Consider the following 15,725-nt stretch of genomic DNA (forward strand, 5'->3'; position numbering starts at 1 on the left):
CGTGTCACGGTGCCAACCTGTCCGGGACCTCCTTGCCCAGGCTGCGTTTTTCTTGAACTCGCTGATGGTAACAAGCTGCCCGATACGATTCGTCAGAGCTGATATCGGTACGTGCCGGTTCCCCCAGCACAGCCCAGCTTATGCGGCAAGGAATCCCGCGCTTAACGACGGTCACGTGAGCGTCGCTATCTGAACGTCTCTGCCCCATCAAGAGCCTTCACGGCGTCCAGGCGGGTGAATCCACCCTCCTGATAATGCTCCGCGCATACCGAGCGGCGGATCTTGCCACTGGTGGTGATCGGGATAGCGCCCTGCGGTACCAGGACCAGGTCCGCTACCCGGACCCCGTGCGCCCTCGCAATCGCCGACGTCACTTTCTGCTTAAGGGCGGGTATTCGATTCAGCAATTCTTGATCCGAGCTGCCCCTCTTCTTGAACTCAACGATCGCGACCAATTGCTCGCCATGGTGGTTGGGAACCGCGATGGCCGCGGCCCGGCCCCCGGTGATCTCCTGGATCGTCGCCTCGATGTCGTCGGGGTAGTGGTTGCGTCCATCCACGATCAGCAGGTCCTTGATGCGACCGACGATGTAGAACTCATTGTCGGTGATAACACCCAGATCCCCGGTCCGCAGCCACTGCCCCCGCGGAGTTCCCGGCGAGGGATCGACGATCTGCCCGCCGAAGGTGCGCTCCGATTGTTGCGGTTTCCGCCAGTAACCGGAGGCGATGTTGTCGCCATGCAGCCAGATCTCCCCGACCCTGCCGGCCGGAGTCTCGGTATGAGTCTCCGGATCAACGCTCCGCACCGTGCACGCACGCGGTGCGCCGACGCTGACCAGTTCGGAACCGGCCTCGCTTTCGCAAGCCTTCGCATATCCGGCTGCCAGCTTCTCGTAGTCGAAGCGGACAATCGTGGGACGCTGCGCCCGCGGCGCCGACCCCGCGTACACCATCGCTTCGGCCAGCCCGTACGACGGCGCAACCGCGTTGGCGGGCAGATTGAAATGGGCGAACCGCTCGGTGAAACGCCGGATCGTCGCCGCGTGTATGCGCTCGGCACCGGTGAGGATCGTGTGCACACTCCCCAGGTCCAGTCCGGCCATGTCCGTGTCCGAGGTGCGGCGCGCAGCCAATTCGAACGCAAAGTTCGGTGCCGCGGTGCACCCTTGGGGGTTGCTGGCCAGTTGCTGCATCCACCGGGCCGGCTTCTGTAGAAAGGCGACCGGGCTCATCAGCACCGCCGGGCGATCCAGCGTGACCGGGCCGATGACTCCGAGCAGCAGGCCCATGTCGTGGTAGAAGGGCAGCCACGACACCAACGTGATGTCCGGCGGCGCAACTCCGCCGCTTTCCGCGAAGTAGTCGGCCAACACCTGCTCGACGTTCGCGAAAATGTTTTTGTGCGACACCACGACCGCGGTTGGCACCCGGGTCGAGCCGGAGGTGTACTGCAGCAGCGCGGTCTTGGTCTGCGGCGCGCCGCTGCGGCAGTCGATGAAATCCACTGGTGCGTCAAGGTCGAGCGCGTCGATCTCGATGACGGCCGGCGGGCTCGGCAGTCCGCCGGCCAGTGAGACCACGTCGTTGACCACCGCCGACGTCGTCAGAATGGCCGCCGGCAAGCTGTCCCGCAGGGCCGCAGAGATCCGCTCATCGTGGGCGCCGAGCATCGGCGCGGACAGCGGGACCGCGACCAAGCCGGCGGTGATCGCACCGAGGAAGCCGGCGATGTAGTCCAGGCCCTGCGGAGCGATGATCGCGACTCGGTCGCCCGGTGACCCGCAGGACGCGACTTCCCGGGCGATGACCTGTATGCGCTGATGGACCTGAGACCACGTCAGGGTCTCGGAGTACCCGTTGGGATCGACCTCGTAGTCGATGAACGTGTACGCAGGCTCGTCCGGGCGCTGCCGGACACGTTCGGCGAGCGCAGCCGGTATAGAAGATCTGACCGTAGACACCGAAACCTCCCCTCCCAAAGCTTGCACTCAGCTTAAAAGACCCGGCCCGATCACGACAACCCCGGGTTATGCCTCCCCCGCGGCAGGCTACCACGGGAGCCCCCTGGACCGGAATTCGGAAAGTACCCTGCCCCCTCCCTCACCGTATGTCTGCAGCATAGGACTTTAATCGCAGCCCAAACGTCGGTTTGCGCAGCATTCCCCCGAATTCGATGTACCGGAAGGCCATAACCCTGCCATAACCCCGGTCACTGTGCCTGGTGACACCAGGCCGAGATCTTATCCTCGACATCGCCGACAAGTTCCGGGAGGTGGTCGTTGAGGTAAAAGTGGTGGCCGGCGAACATCCGGGCGGCGAACTGCGACGTGGTGCGCTCCGACCACGGTGCCACCTTCTCATCGGTGGCGACTTCATCGCTGTCGCCGAAATATGCGAAAATCGGGCAGGATAGCGTCGCATCGGGTGGACACTGGTAATTCGCGATGGCCTTCAACCCGCGCAGGGTGGGCAGGATTTTCGCTGCGAATTCCTCATTCTCCAAGAACTCAGGATTTACCCCGGTCATCTCGCTGACGGCGTCGAGCAGACCGCGGTCGGATTCCGGGATGTGCTCGTACCCGACGCGGCCCGGTGCGGCCGACGCGGACACGAACAGGGCAGCGATCGGGTTTTCCGCCTCCTCGAACCTGTGGGCGACCTCGAACGCCAACAGGGCACCCATGCTGTGGCCGAAGAACGCTACCCGTCCGTCGTACTGGTCCAACGGCGCGAGTTGCTTGCATACCCGGTCGGCGAGGTCGGGGATGCCGGTGAAGGCACCGAGGTCGTGGCTGCCGCCCCGCCCCGGGTATTGCACCGCGATGCGTTTGACGCCGCCGGAGAACGCGTTGGCAAAGGCAGCGTAATCGCGGGGCGATCCACCGGCGTGCGGGAAGATGTACAGCTTCGGCGTGCGCTCGGCCACCCGGTCACCCTAGCGGCGATCGCAAGCGCGGCGAAGCCGCGCGCAGCGGGTCGCCGCCAACCACCCAGCGGCGATCGCAAGCGCGGCGAAGGCCGGGCGCAGCGGGTCGCCGCCAACCACCCAGCGGCCTATCCGGCGGCCGCGTCCGCCTCGATGAACGGGGCGCCGAAGTCGGCGATCGGCGAGAAACCGCGGTTGCGGGCCAGCGCGCAGCCGGCGCGGACCAGGGCGTTGATTGCGATGAACCCGGCCTGGTCGGCCACCACGAGCGGCGTCAGCAGCCGGTTGTGCACGAACCCGAATGCCAGGCCCGCGGCCGGATCGGCCCAGCCGAGCGAACCGCCCAGCCCGGCGTGGCCGAAGCCGGGCATCAGGCCGGGTACCGGTACGGCGTGGTAACCGAGATGGAATCCCAACGGCACCCCCAGGTTGCCGTCCGGACGGAGACTCGGCCGGCCGCTGAGGCCGGCCACTACCTGTGGCGAAAGGAACCGGACGCCGTCGATCTGCCCGCCGTTGGCTATCGCACCGTACATCCGGGCCAGCCCGCGGGCCGTCGTCACCCCGTTGACTGCGGGAGCCTCGGTGTCCAGCAGTGGAATATCGCCCTGCACCACGGTTCTGGCGCGAGGGAAGTACATGGCGCCGAAGCCGGCGCTGCACTGCAGTGCGGCGATTTTGGGCGCCACATAGTCGAAGATCGGGTTTGCCCGCGTGCTCTGCGGCATGATGATCTGCGCCGCGCTGGTCGGGGCACCGGCCGGTGGCCGGCCCAGGTGCAGGCCGTCGGTGTTCAGCGGTGCCGCCAGCTCGTCGCGGATCAGCTCACGCATGCCCTTGCCGGTGACGGCACGGGCCAGCCCCGACATCAGCCAGCCGTAAGTCAACGCGTGGTATGCGGGTTTGCCCGGCATGTACCAGGCCGGTGTAGCCGCCAACCGTCGCTCCATCAGCGTGTGGTCCAGCAAGTCTTCCCGACTGGCACCGCGCAGGTGTGACAGACCGGCCCGGTGCCGCATCAGCTGACGGACGGTGATCATCGACTTGCCGTTCGCGGCGAACGCAGGCCAGTACTGCGCTACCGGCTCCTCGTAGTCGATCATCCCGCGGTCGACCAGCCGGTGGATGACGGTGGAAGCCATGCCTTTGGTCGCCGAGAACACCATCGCCCCGGTATTTGCCGACCAGGGCACCCGACCGCGACGGTCAGCCCAGCCAGTCCACACATCGACCACGGGTCGGCCGTCAAGATATACGGCCAGCGCACCGCCGCCGAATCGGCGCCCGGGGAACATGGCGGCAAAGCTGCGCACCGCCCAGGCAAAGTTGGGATCCGCCGCACCGTGCACGCCGGGCGGAAGCGCCGATCGCCGATCACCACGGCTCGGCCGCCTCATTGCTGCCTCAAGCTGGCCCATAGCAACAAATTTACTCTGCTGTCCAGCAAATTGAACTAACGTTATCTAACTGTTAGCCAGCCGCCGCTTTAACTATGTGCTGGGCCGCCAGGGCCGGGGTCAATTCCCCGGCCACGACCCGGCGTTCGATGTCGGCTCGCAGCCTGCGAACCTCCGGATTGGACAGCACCCGCTCCAGCACGGTGTCGCGGACCAACTGCCAGGTCCAGTCGACTTGTTGAGCGCGGCGGCGCGCCTCCAATTCACCGCTGTCGGTGAGCATCCGGTGGTGCCGCTGAACGGTGTCCCACAACTCGTTCAGCCCGGCTCCTTCGATCGCGCTCACCGTCAGAACTGGTGGTCGCCACAGTGTTTCGCGCGGGTGGATCAGCCGTATCGCCGCCGACAGCTCCCGGGCAGCCATCCGAGCCTCGGCCAGATGCTCACCGTCGGCCTTATTGACCACCACGACGTCGGCGAGCTCCAGCACGCCCTTCTTGAGTCCCTGCAACTGGTCGCCGGCGCGGGCCAGGGTCAACAGGACGAAGGTGTCGACCATGTTGGCCACCGCCACTTCGGACTGCCCGACACCGACGGTCTCGACCAGAACCACGTCGAACCCGGCGGCCTCCAGCAACACGATGGTCTCCCGGGTGGCCCTGGCAACCCCGCCCAGCGTGCCAGAGGTCGGCGAGGGCCGGATGTAGGCGTCCGGATGCACCGCCAGCCGCGGCATGCGAGTCTTGTCGCCCAGGATCGATCCTCCGGTTCGGGTCGACGACGGATCGACCGCCAACACCGCTATTCGGTGGCCCTGCCCGATCAGCTGCATGCCCAGCGCATCGATGGTGGTTGACTTGCCCACCCCCGGGATCCCGGTGATGCCGACGCGCTGGGCGCCTCCCGCCGCGCCGGTGATCGCCAGCAGAAGCTGCTGCGCCTGCTCGCGGTGGTCGGGACGAACGGACTCGACCAGGGTGATGGCGCGCGGCAGCGCTGAGCGGTCGCCGGACCGCACCGCACGGGCTAACTCGGCAACCTCCGGGGCGAGTTCGCCCGCCGCCGCTTCAGGTCTGCTCGAGGTCATAGCCGCGCCGCTCGGCGAGGGTCTGCAGCAGGTCGACCGCGGCGTCGGCGATCACCGTTCCGGGCGGAAAGATCGCGGTCGCACCGGCGGCGTGCAGCTCATCGAAATCGCCCGGCGGGATCACCCCGCCGACCACGATCATGATGTCGGGCCGGCCAACCTGCACCAACGCATCGTGCAGTGCCGGGACCAGAGTCAGATGCCCGGCGGCCAGCGACGAAACACCCACCACGTGAACGTCGTTGTCGGCGGCCTGGCGGGCCACCTCGTCGGGTGTGGAGAACAGCGCACCGACGTCGACGTCGAACCCGATGTCGGCGAACGCGGTGGCGATCACCTTCTGCCCTCGGTCATGCCCGTCCTGACCCATCTTGGCAACCAGGATCCTGGGCCGGCGGCCGTCGAGTTCGGCGAATTTCTCCACCAGTGCGGTGGCAGCCGAAAGCGGTCTGATGCTTCCCCTCCCCACCTCGTCGCGGTAGACCCCGGCGATGGTACGGATCTGCGCCCGATGGCGCCCGTAGACCTTCTCCAGGGCGTCGGAGATCTCCCCCACTGTGGCCTTGGCACGGGCGGCGTCGATGGCCAACGCCAGCAGGTTGTTGCCCCGTGCGGCCGCACTGGTGGACTGAGGAGCCCCCGCTGCGCGGGTCAGCGCGGCCAGCGCGGCATCGCAGGCCGCCTGGTCGCGCTCGGCGCGCAGTTGCCGCAGTTTGGCAAGCTGCTCGGCGCGCACCCGGCTGTGTTCGACCTTGAGCACCTCGACCGGATGGCCTTCGTCAACCCGATCGACCTGGTACGTGTTGACCCCGATCACCGGCTGCCGGCCAGAGTCGATGCGGGCCTGGGCGCGCGCGGCGGCTTCCTCGATGCGCAGCTTCGGGATCCCGTCGCTGATCGCCTGCGCCATGCCGCCGTGTTCGGCCACCTCGGCGATATGTGCCCGGGCCCGCTGCGCCAGCTGATGGGTCAGCCACTCCACGTAGTAGGAGCCGCCCCACGGATCGACCGGGCGGGTTGTGCCGGACTCCTGCTGCAGCAGCAACTGGGTGTTGCGGGCGATCCGCGCGGAGAAGTCGGTGGGCAGTGCCAGCGCCTCGTCCAGCGCGTTGGTGTGCAGCGACTGGGTATGCCCCTGGGTGGCGGCCATCGCCTCGATGCAGGTTCGGGCGACGTTGTTGTAGACGTCCTGCGCGGTCAGCGACCACCCCGAGGTCTGCGAATGGGCCCGCAACGACGTAGATTTCGGGTTCTGGGGCTTGAATTCGCTGACCAACCCATTCCACAGCAGCCGACCGGCGCGAAGCTTGGCGACCTCCATGAAGAAGTTCATCCCAATACCCCAGAAGAATGACAGCCGCGGCGCGAACGTGTCGATGTCCAGGCCCGCACTCAGGCCCGCCCTAATGTAGTCCACCCCGTCAGCAAGGGTGTACGCCAGCTCCAAATCTGCTGTGGCACCGGCCTCTTGCATGTGATAGCCGGAGATCGAGATGGAGTTGAACTTTCCCATCCTGGCACTGGTGTAGCCGAAGATGTCGGAGATGATCCGCAGCGACGGCCGCGGCGGATAAATGTAGGTGTTGCGGACCATGAACTCTTTGAGGATGTCGTTCTGGATGGTGCCGGCCAACTTCTCCGGCGGCACACCCTGCTCCTCGGCGGCCACCACATACAGCGCCAGGATCGGCAGTACCGCACCGTTCATGGTCATCGACACGCTCACCGCGGACAGGTCGATGCCCTCGAAAAGCTGCCTCATATCGAGGATGGAATCGATTGCCACCCCAGCCATCCCGACGTCGCCTTGGACCCGCGGATGGTCGGAGTCGTAGCCCCGGTGAGTCGCCAGGTCGAACGCCACCGACAGTCCCTTCTGCCCTGCGGCCAGGTTGCGCCGATAGAACGCATTGGAGTCCGCGGCGGTGGAGAACCCGGCGTATTGACGGATGGTCCACGGCTGATTGACGTACATCGTCGGGTACGGCCCGCGCACGTATGGTGATTCACCGGGAAAGCTGTCCAGCGGATAGCCGTCGGCGGCGGCGGCGGCGCGGTCGGCGGCGATGTAGACGGGTTTGACCGCAATGCCTTCCGGGGTGTGCCAGTCCAGCTGGTCGGGGGTGTATCCGTGTGCTGCCGCCGCTGCGGCGATGTGCTTCATCACGGCCCCGGCGGTGACCGGCTCAGAGTTATGTTCGCCGTGCAATGAAATGTCGGCGAAGCTGGGTATCACCATGGTACTCGCAGTCATTGGTTCAGGCCCCCAGTCGGGTGAGCAGTTCCGAAAGCATATGCACCGCATTGCTTTTCGTGGTCAGACAGATGTCCGGCCTGGGCCTGGTATCGGCGACCGCGCTTCCCGGTCCGGCCAGGCAGACCTCGGCGACCCCGGCAGCACGCGCCGCCGCGACGACGGCACCGGCTTCGACGGCGTAGCGGGCGTCGGTGCCGCACAGCACTGCCACCGTCGGCGACCCCGCCTCCGATACCGCCTTCGCGACGCCGTCGGCAGTAACGGTTCCGGGATCGGTCGCCTCGATGCCGCCGGACGCCAACAGATTGGTCGCGAACGTGGCCCGGACGTTGTGCTCGGCCGGCGGGCCCAACGGCAACAGCAAGACCTGCGGGCGCGACCCGCACCGGGCGAGATAGGCATCCGAGCGGTTCCGCAGCGCCTCGAACTCCGCGGCGTAGCGCCGGACCGCCGGTCGGGGCTGCGGTTGGGGCAATGGGGGTTCGGACAGCAGGGGATATTCGTTGACCCCGGTGATCGGGGTACGACGGTGCGCGACGTCGTCAGCGCGGCGCGAGGCGGTCTCGGCGATCCGGTCGGCGAGGTAACGCTGTGCCTCGGCGAAACCGCCGCGCGATACCTGTTTTTCCAGGTCCTGGAAGTGGGACCAGACCTGCTGCGCCAATTGCTCGGTGAGGTCTTCGACGAACCACGAACCGCCCGCCGGATCCAGCACCCGACCCAGATGTGCCTCCTCCAGCAGCAGCAGCTGCGTGTTGCGGGCGATCCGCCGGGAAAACCCAGCGGCGGTGTCCGCCAGCCCGCCGGGGATCGCCGCGTCGAACGGCAACACCAGCACGGTGTCCGCACCACCCACCCCGGCCCCGAATGCCGCCAGCGTGGTGCGCAGCATGTTCACCCACGGGTCACGCTGGGTCATCATCGCCCATGACGTCTCGGCGTGCACGGCGGCCGCACCGCTGTCCGGCTGGCCGGCTACCTCGGCCACCCGCGCCCAGAGCTGACGCGCGGCCCGCATCTTGGCGATCGTCCTGAACTGGTCGTCGTCGGCCGCAATCCGAAAGCTGATCTGCTGCAACGCGTCCGCAACCGACAACCCAGATTCGCCGAGCAGCCGCAGATATGCCACCGCGGAGGCCAGGCTGCCGGCCAGCTCCCACGTCGCGGTCGCTCCCAGGTTGTGCAGCGCCGGCCCGTCGACGCTGATTGTCCGCACACCGCGACATCCGGCGACCCGGGACGCCAACGCGGCCACCTCGTCGGTCGACGGTGCGGGGAGGCCGCTCAGCGACGCGGTGAGCGGGTCGGCGCCCAGGTCGACCGACAACGTTTGACGGCTGGCCGGGTCGATGTTCTCGATCAGTGCCAGCATCGCCTCGCCGGCCGCAGTGAACTCAGCTCCGGCGTCCAGCAGCACCGGGACCAACTCCAGGTAGATGCCGTCGAACACCTGGTCCATGTCGGTGGGCGACACCGCGCCGGGCCCGACGCGCAGCCTCAGTGCGCTGACCCCTTCGGTCAGCGCACGCAGCAGTGCGCCGTTGGTCTCGCCAGCCGAGGCGTTACCGTCTACACCGCCCGCGCCGTTTGCCGGAAACACCTCGGCAACCTTCCAGCCGGCGTTGACGTCGCGCAGCGCGTCCGCGCCCCGGACGTAGGGCCACTGGCCGGGCAGCGGGCGCTGCGGCAGCGCGTCGAACGCGGTGTAGAGCGCGCGGATGGTGATCCCGTCCGGTCCGGCCGCGCCTTCTGCCGGGGTTTCTAGCAGCCGTTCGGGTTCCCCCCCGGTTTCGAGGCCGAGTTCGTCCGGGTCACGGCACATGCTTTTGGCCAGCACCGCGGCTACCGCTGTTCGCCAGCGGGCACGCGCCTGCTCCAGTTCGGCGGGCACCTGTACTGACACCGGCGGCTCCCGTTGTCGCAGCATGTGGCAGAGATCGGTCGACAGCCAGGCTAATTGATGGGCGCCAGCGCCGGTGAAACGCCACCCTGGTGACGCTGCCCGTTAACCGTCGGCTCACTCGGCTCGCGAGCGACCCGTAACCTTGACCAGCATGGTCGCCCCCACCCTTCGTGAGATCGCCCGCCAGGTCGCGGTGTGGCGGCTCGCCCTAACGGCCGCCGCGATAGCGACGCTGGTCACCCTGGCGCTGCTGGTCCGGGTGCCCACGGCCGTACAGTTGCGTGACTGGGCGACCTCGGCCGGTCCGTGGTTCCCGCTGGCATTCCTGGCCGCCCACATCGTCATCACGGTATTCCCGTTTCCGCGCACCGCGTTTACGCTGGCTGCGGGATTGCTGTTCGGTCCGTGGCTGGGCGTGGTGTTGGCGGTGCTGGCCAGCGCGCTCAGCGCCCTGGCCGCGCTGCTGCTGATCCGGGCGGTCGGCTGGCAGCTCAGCCGGTTGGTGCGCCACCCGGGGGTGGATTCGATGGACGCGCGGTTGCGGCAGCGCGGCTGGCCGGCAGTGGTGTCGCTGCGGCTGATTCCGGCCATCCCGTTCTCGGTGATCAACTACGCCGCCGGCGCGTCGGCGGTGCGGGTGCTGCCCTACACGCTGGCCACGCTGGCCGGCCTGCTACCCGGCACCATCGCGGTGGTGACCCTCGGCGACGCGCTCACCGGTGAGGTCAGTCCGCTGCTGTTTCTGGTGTCGTTGGGCACAGCCGCCGTCGGGCTGGCGCTGCTGCTCTACGAAGTGCGCTGGCACCGTAGGGGTTGCCCACAGTCACCGCTGCGGCACCAGCTCGGCGATATCGCTGTGTAGTTGGGCTAGGCCCTGGTCGAAAGTGGCCAGCCGTCCACCACGCGTTCGGGCCAGTTGCGCAAGGTAGGCATCCGTCACCTGGCGGTGCCCGATCACACCCGTGAGTTCCACGTCGGCATAGGAGACGTCGTCAGGCCAGAATTCGTGCCGCGAATCGCCGGAGATCGTTTTGACCATTTCCCGAACCGACTCTGTTGGCTGGCCTCGCCAGACCAACAGCCGCGCCAGACTCCCCTGGGTGATCGGGCACGTCGCAAATGACGTGCGCATGGCGCTGAACCACGCCTCGGCAGAGTCGTGATGGACGTGACCAGACACCACGAGCGCGATCAGCACGTTGGCATCCAGCAGCGTCGTCACTGCTCATCCTCCAGCGACCGGACGTCTTCGGAGGTGATGACGGTGCCAAGGCTCACCACCGGCAGGCCCGTTCGTGGGCTCGGGGATATCGTCACTGCCTCGGAGGGCTCCAACCCACGGCGCATCAGAGAGACGACGGTCTCACTGAGGGTGCGATGAGTGTCCCGGGCGATGGCATGCACGTGTTTGTGCAGGTCATCGGGGAGGTCAACGGTAGTTCGCATGTACGCATCATAACATCGTTGCATCATGATGCGGAAGTGACGGATCGATCAGGACGCCCGGATTCAGGACACCGGCCGGATCGAGGGTCTGCTTGGCCGCGCGCAGCGCGTTCGCGAACGGTTCCGGTCGCTGCCGGTCATACCAGGGCCGGTGGTCCCGGCCGACTGCGTGGTGATGGGTGATGGTCGCCCGCTGCTCGGAGAGCGCCTGCGACACCGCCGCTTTGATCTCGTCCCACTGGCCGAGCGTTTTGCCCCACCGGCCGGCGGCGTAGACACCGAAGTAGGGTGCCGGCCCGTCGGGGTAGACGTGGGTGAACCGGCAGGTCAGTACACCGGCGGCACCGACCGCGGCCATCGCGTCGGTGGCGGCGGCGGTGACCGCGGCCCGCAGACCGTCGAAAGCGTCCCAGGTGCAGGCGGTTTCGAAGGTTTCGGCGATCATCGAATGCTGCGCCAGCGCGTCGCGCTGATAGGGCATGCGGATGAACGACGATCGCCACACGCCGGCGGCGCCGGTGGCGGGGTTGGCCGCCGTGTCGGTGCCAATGGCATCGCTGTAGCGCACGCCGTCGGGCAGCGTGCCGCCGTAGTCACTGACGATCTCCACCGCGCGCGTCATCCACGGCTGCACCGGGTGGTCGGCGGATTCGAACCCGAGCACCAGCACCCCGCCCGTCGTCGCGGTGCCGGCGTTGAGGATCGCCTCCATCGGATCCAGCAGCCGGCAGTTGGTGGGAGTCAGGCCCGACTGCGCCAGCGTTCGCGTCGCGTCCACAGCCCGGGCGTAGTCGGCAAATGTCACCGACGCGGCGGCACGCCATCGCGGCCGGTCTTGCAGGCGCATCCACGCTTCGGTGATCACCCCGAGGGTGCCCTCCGAACCCAGAAACAACGCATCCGGTGACGGACCTGCGCCGGAGCCGGGCAGCCGCCACGATTCGCTGACACCGGACGGGGTGATGACGCGCATCGACTCGGTGAGGTCGTCGATGTGGGTGTAGCCGGTGGCGAAATGGCCGCCGGATCGGGTGGCCAGCCAGCCGCCGAGCGTGGAGAACTCGAACGACTGCGGGAAGTGCCGCAGCGAGTAGCCGGCGTCGCGGAGCTGGTCCTCCAGCGCAGGGCCGAGAACGCCGCCCTGGATCCGGGCCGCGCGGCTCACCCGGTCGATTTCGAGCACGCGATCCATCGCGGTCAGATCCAGCGCGACAACGCCGGGATAGTCACCGTCGCAGCGCGGCTCGACCCCGCCGACCACCGAGCTGCCGCCGCCGAATGGGATCACCGCGATCCGCGCGGCGGTGCACCAGTCCAGTACGTCGACGACGTCGTCGTCCGTCGCCGGCCGCAGCACCAAGTCCACCACATGGTCGACGCGGCCCATCAGGCAACGCACCACGTCCCGAAACCCCTGGCCGTGGCTGTGCCGCAACCGATCTGACGGATCGACCGAGGCGAGTGCGGCCAGCGGCGCCGGCGCGTTCACCCGCGGCTCGGGTATGTCGAGGCTCTCGACCGCGGGTGGTTGGTGCAGCTCCAGGTCGGCGTCCGGCAACAGCTGTTGGACTCGGCGCAGCATCGCCCGTCGCTCGTCGGGAGTCACGCCATCCTCGACGTTGCCCCATCCCCACCACGAGCGGGTCTTCGCCGACATCAGCTCACCTTCTCTCACCCAGCAGGGCCGCAGCCTGATCGCCGATCGCCGTCACGATGTCGCCCGCCGGCGCGGTCGCGTGGATCAGGCCTGCGGCTTGGCCCGCGGTGACGTTGGCGATGGTGTAGTCCCGTTCGGCCACCGCCTGCCGGTACTGCGCGATCACCAGGTCCACCCCGTCGGCACCTGCCCGCGGGCCGGATTCGATGTCGTGCCAGCAGTCGGTGAAGGCATTACGCAGCACGCTCATGGTGTGCCCCGCCGGCCACCGGTGGCCGCGCACGGCGTCGTAGACACCGGTGCGGCAGGTCTTGTCGCCGGTGGCTGCCGCGACGACGTCACGGGCTTGCGGGGTCGTCAGGGCTTCGGCGGCGGTGTAGAAGCGGGTGCCGCAGAGCACACCCGCCGCACCCAGCATCAGTGCTGCTGCCAGCCCGCGGCCGTCGGCGATGCCACCTGCGGCCAGCACCGGTGTCCGGGTTCCGCGGTCGGCGACCAGATCGACGACCTCGGGAACCAGGGTCATCGTGGTGCGGGGGCCGCAGCCGTGTCCGCCGGCCTCACTGCCCTGCGCCACCAGCAGGTCGGCATCCGCCTGCAGCGCCCGGTCGGCCTGGCTGAGGTCTTGGACCTGGCAGATCAACCGTGCGCCCGAGGACTTGATCACGCCGGCAAACGCCGCAGGGTCGCCGAACGAGAGCATCACCGCCACCGGGTGATATGCCAGTGCCAGGTCGAGTAGTTCCGGCTGGTCGGCCAGCGACCAGGTGATGAATCCGCAGCCCACCCGCGTACCGTAGGCACGCTTGAACTCGCGGTTGAGCCACGTTTCGTCGCCGTAGCCACCGCCGATCAGACCGAGCCCACCGGCATTGCTGACCGCCGCGGCGAGTCGGCCGCCAGCAACTTCGGCCATCGGCGCGGACACGATCGGGTAGTCGATGCCCAACAGCTCGGTCGCGGCGGTGGACAATTGCTCTGACGACTGACCTGACGACGACATCGGCGGCCTCCCCGGCAAACATACGCCGTTGCCGGTGATTATCCGACGACCGCCGACCATCTGCGGAACCTGCTTGTCACGAGCGCGGACAAGCCGGTCGTCACCGATGTCATTGCCCGCGCCCGGGCCCGGGTAGCTGCCACCGGCGCTCGCCCTCGCTGCCAAAGACACCGACCGCCGGTGACGCCGGTGATAAGGGCGTCGTCTGCGGCGCGTCCGCGGTGGTGGCGGTGCTGCTGGATTCCGGCCGCGACGGTCGGCGGGCGACTACCCAGCTGGTCGGCGCGGATCTGTTCGCTCCAGCGCTGCTGAGATGTTGGGCGTTCCCCTGGTGACACTGGACCGGCGACGTCGACGGCTCCTGGGATAAGCTGCCCGGTCGTGGATCCCGCTGCCGATTGACTCGTCCGCTCGTGCGGAAACCGCCACCGAAGCCCCGATGCCCCGTTAGAGTCCGGCCAGCAAGCACCCGAGCGCTGGAAGGAAGGGATAAATGCCCGATCGGGGTGAGGCGGCACGCAAGTACCTGACCGAGTTGATCGGCACGTTCGTGTTCACGTTCGCGGTGATCGGGATCGTCGTGAATCCGGGGTGCGGCACGGCCGGGACAGCACTGGGCATCGGTGCTGCGCTGATGGTGATGGTGTACGCCAGCGGGCACATCTCGGGCGGCCACGTCAACCCGGCGGTCTCGATCGCGGCGTATCTGCGCGGTGTGCTGCCGCTCGGCGACCTCGCCCCCTACATCGTCGCGCAACTGCTGGGGGCGCTCGCGGCGTTCGGGGTGGGCTTCGAGCTGTGGCGCGACAAGTACTTCGGCGAGGCAGCCACTGACCTGGGCGGCAAGGTCGGGGCGGCTTTCCTCGCCGAGCTGGTGTTCACGTTCGCGCTGTGCTACATCGTCTTGCAGACCGCCACCAGCAAGGACACCGAGGGCAACAGCTTCTACGGTCTGGCCATCGGCTTCATCGTCACGGTTGGGGTGGTGGCGGTCGGTGGTATCTCCGGCGCGTCGTTCAACCCCGCCATCACCTTGGGCCTGATGCTGCCGGGCCTGTTCTGCTGGAAGTTCCTCTGGGTCTACTGGGTCGCCGAGGTGCTCGGCGGCGTCATCGCCGCCTATGCCTACAAGGCGACCACCCCCAGCGATCGGGGTGCCCGCACGGGTTAGACCGGGTTAGACCCAAGGCCGCTCAGTTAGGGGTGGTGTTGGTGATGCAATTATCCCGTCAACTCCGCAACATTCGGCCACCAGAGCGGCCGGCCCGACGCCGAGTCTGGGTATCCGATGCTGCGGCTTTTGACCATCGTGGCCTGTGGCACCCGCACCATCATCGACGCCGTCTTCGCGTTTATCGTGTCGCCGAAACCACCTACGCGCCACAGCTGCTACGGCCTGCCCGCGTTGACCAAGATTGCTGCGAGCCTGAATCGCCAGGCTCGACAGCCGTTTGTGCAGTGAGCAACTGGCTTAGGGCGGCGCGCCTGGTTGAGGTAGTTGGATTAGCCGTTGTGCGTCATCGAACATCGCTTGTCCTGCCAGGCTGGCGGCGGTGAGCGCGGAAAGCGCGGTGGCGGCCAGCAGCATGTACATGACCACGATTTGGTAGCGGGTGGCGGTGAGCGGGTTTACGCCGGCCAGGATCAGTCCGGTCATCGCCCCGGGCAAGCTGATCAGCCCGACGACTTTGGTGGAGTCGATCGCTGGTAGCAGGGCGGTGCGTAGCGCGGATTGTTGATGCGGCAGCAGCGCTTGTCGCGAGGACTGTCCGAGGGACAGGCGGGCTTCGATGGCCGGGCGGCATTGGTATGCCTGTTCGCGTAGCCGCCGTAACGCAATTCCGGCAGCCAGCATCGCGGCCGAGACGATCATGCCGGCGACCGGTACGATAGCGCGGGCCTGGGCAGCGATCACCCCACCGGCCAGCAGGGTGGCCAGCGTGAGGACGCTTCCGGTGGCGACTCCGACGGTGCCGGCCAGTTTGGCCCGCGGCAGGCCCGCACCACGGTGCCCGGCGATCTGCCCGGCGATCAAAATCATCACAG

14 protein-coding genes are annotated in these 15,725 nt (G+C 67.6%); 3 read left to right on the forward strand and 11 right to left on the reverse strand.

What is annotated here, in order from left to right:
- Positions 1-185: 185 nt before the first annotated feature.
- From AC2VON_RS04325 to mutA, 6 genes are all read right to left on the reverse strand, one after another.
- Entirely contained in the window at positions 186-1,964 is a 1,779-nt protein-coding gene (locus tag AC2VON_RS04325; RefSeq protein WP_486951835.1) for an AMP-binding protein, read from the reverse strand.
- A gap of 248 nt (positions 1,965-2,212) precedes the next feature.
- Positions 2,213-2,929, reverse strand: coding sequence for a thioesterase II family protein (locus tag AC2VON_RS04330; protein ID WP_486951836.1), 717 nt, complete (start codon positions 2,927-2,929; stop codon positions 2,213-2,215).
- 128 nt (positions 2,930-3,057) lie between these two features.
- Positions 3,058-4,326, reverse strand: a complete 1,269-nt coding sequence (gene lipL / locus AC2VON_RS04335) for an esterase/beta-lactamase LipL (RefSeq protein WP_486951847.1) — start codon at positions 4,324-4,326, stop codon at positions 3,058-3,060.
- A 73-nt stretch (positions 4,327-4,399) separates the two neighbouring features.
- A complete protein-coding gene (meaB, locus tag AC2VON_RS04340) occupies positions 4,400-5,413 on the reverse strand; it encodes a methylmalonyl Co-A mutase-associated GTPase MeaB (RefSeq protein ID WP_486951837.1) in 1,014 nt (337 codons plus the stop codon).
- Positions 5,394-7,667, reverse strand: a complete 2,274-nt coding sequence (scpA, locus tag AC2VON_RS04345) for a methylmalonyl-CoA mutase (protein WP_486951838.1) — start codon at positions 7,665-7,667, stop codon at positions 5,394-5,396. The genes meaB and scpA overlap by 20 nt, the downstream gene beginning before the upstream one ends.
- A gap of 4 nt (positions 7,668-7,671) precedes the next feature.
- A complete protein-coding gene (gene mutA / locus AC2VON_RS04350) occupies positions 7,672-9,573 on the reverse strand; it encodes a methylmalonyl-CoA mutase small subunit (RefSeq protein ID WP_486951839.1) in 1,902 nt (633 codons plus the stop codon).
- 151 nt (positions 9,574-9,724) lie between these two features.
- On the opposite strand from mutA, the gene AC2VON_RS04355 reads away from it, so the two are divergent.
- A complete protein-coding gene (locus AC2VON_RS04355; protein WP_486951840.1) occupies positions 9,725-10,435 on the forward strand; it encodes a TVP38/TMEM64 family protein in 711 nt (236 codons plus the stop codon).
- Here the strand turns inward: AC2VON_RS04355 and AC2VON_RS04360 are convergent.
- From AC2VON_RS04360 to AC2VON_RS04375, 4 genes are read right to left on the reverse strand one after another with little or no spacing between them, the layout of a single operon-like run.
- A complete protein-coding gene (locus AC2VON_RS04360) occupies positions 10,397-10,795 on the reverse strand; it encodes a TA system VapC family ribonuclease toxin (RefSeq protein WP_486951841.1) in 399 nt (132 codons plus the stop codon). The genes AC2VON_RS04355 and AC2VON_RS04360 overlap by 39 nt on opposite strands.
- Entirely contained in the window at positions 10,792-11,019 is a 228-nt protein-coding gene (locus AC2VON_RS04365; RefSeq protein WP_486951842.1) for an antitoxin, read from the reverse strand. The genes AC2VON_RS04360 and AC2VON_RS04365 overlap by 4 nt, the downstream gene beginning before the upstream one ends.
- A gap of 7 nt (positions 11,020-11,026) precedes the next feature.
- Positions 11,027-12,676, reverse strand: a complete 1,650-nt coding sequence (locus AC2VON_RS04370; protein ID WP_486951843.1) for an FAD-binding oxidoreductase — start codon at positions 12,674-12,676, stop codon at positions 11,027-11,029.
- Between the two features lie 4 nt (positions 12,677-12,680).
- A complete protein-coding gene (locus AC2VON_RS04375; protein ID WP_486951848.1) occupies positions 12,681-13,679 on the reverse strand; it encodes an NAD(P)H-dependent flavin oxidoreductase in 999 nt (332 codons plus the stop codon).
- Between the two features lie 493 nt (positions 13,680-14,172).
- Here AC2VON_RS04375 and AC2VON_RS04380 point away from each other — a divergent pair, with 493 nt between their 5' ends.
- Complete coding sequence (locus AC2VON_RS04380) at positions 14,173-14,850, forward strand: MIP/aquaporin family protein (RefSeq protein WP_486951844.1); 678 nt, start codon at positions 14,173-14,175, stop codon at positions 14,848-14,850.
- A gap of 129 nt (positions 14,851-14,979) precedes the next feature.
- A complete protein-coding gene (locus tag AC2VON_RS04385; RefSeq protein ID WP_486951845.1) occupies positions 14,980-15,141 on the forward strand; it encodes a hypothetical protein in 162 nt (53 codons plus the stop codon).
- Between the two features lie 9 nt (positions 15,142-15,150).
- Here the strand turns inward: AC2VON_RS04385 and AC2VON_RS04390 are convergent.
- On the reverse strand, positions 15,151-15,725 hold a 575-nt coding region (locus AC2VON_RS04390; RefSeq protein WP_486951846.1), incomplete at its 5' end, for an ABC transporter permease.

The organism is Mycobacterium sp. TH-M82, from assembly GCF_057473605.1.

Bases quoted from the DNA above. Each gene is read 5' to 3' on its own strand.
- lipL (WP_486951847.1), bottom strand. From the start codon at position 4,326: ATGAGGCGGCCGAGCCGTGGTGATCGGCGATCGGCGCTTCCGCCCGGC.
- meaB (WP_486951837.1), bottom strand. From the start codon at position 5,413: ATGACCTCGAGCAGACCTGAAGCGGCGGCGGGCGAACTCGCCCCGGAG.
- scpA (WP_486951838.1), bottom strand. From the start codon at position 7,667: ATGACTGCGAGTACCATGGTGATACCCAGCTTCGCCGACATTTCATTG.
- AC2VON_RS04355 (WP_486951840.1), top strand. From the start codon at position 9,725: ATGGTCGCCCCCACCCTTCGTGAGATCGCCCGCCAGGTCGCGGTGTGG.
- AC2VON_RS04365 (WP_486951842.1), bottom strand. From the start codon at position 11,019: ATGCGAACTACCGTTGACCTCCCCGATGACCTGCACAAACACGTGCAT.
- AC2VON_RS04370 (WP_486951843.1), bottom strand. From the start codon at position 12,676: ATGTCGGCGAAGACCCGCTCGTGGTGGGGATGGGGCAACGTCGAGGAT.
- AC2VON_RS04375 (WP_486951848.1), bottom strand. From the start codon at position 13,679: ATGTCGTCGTCAGGTCAGTCGTCAGAGCAATTGTCCACCGCCGCGACC.
- AC2VON_RS04380 (WP_486951844.1), top strand. From the start codon at position 14,173: ATGCCCGATCGGGGTGAGGCGGCACGCAAGTACCTGACCGAGTTGATC.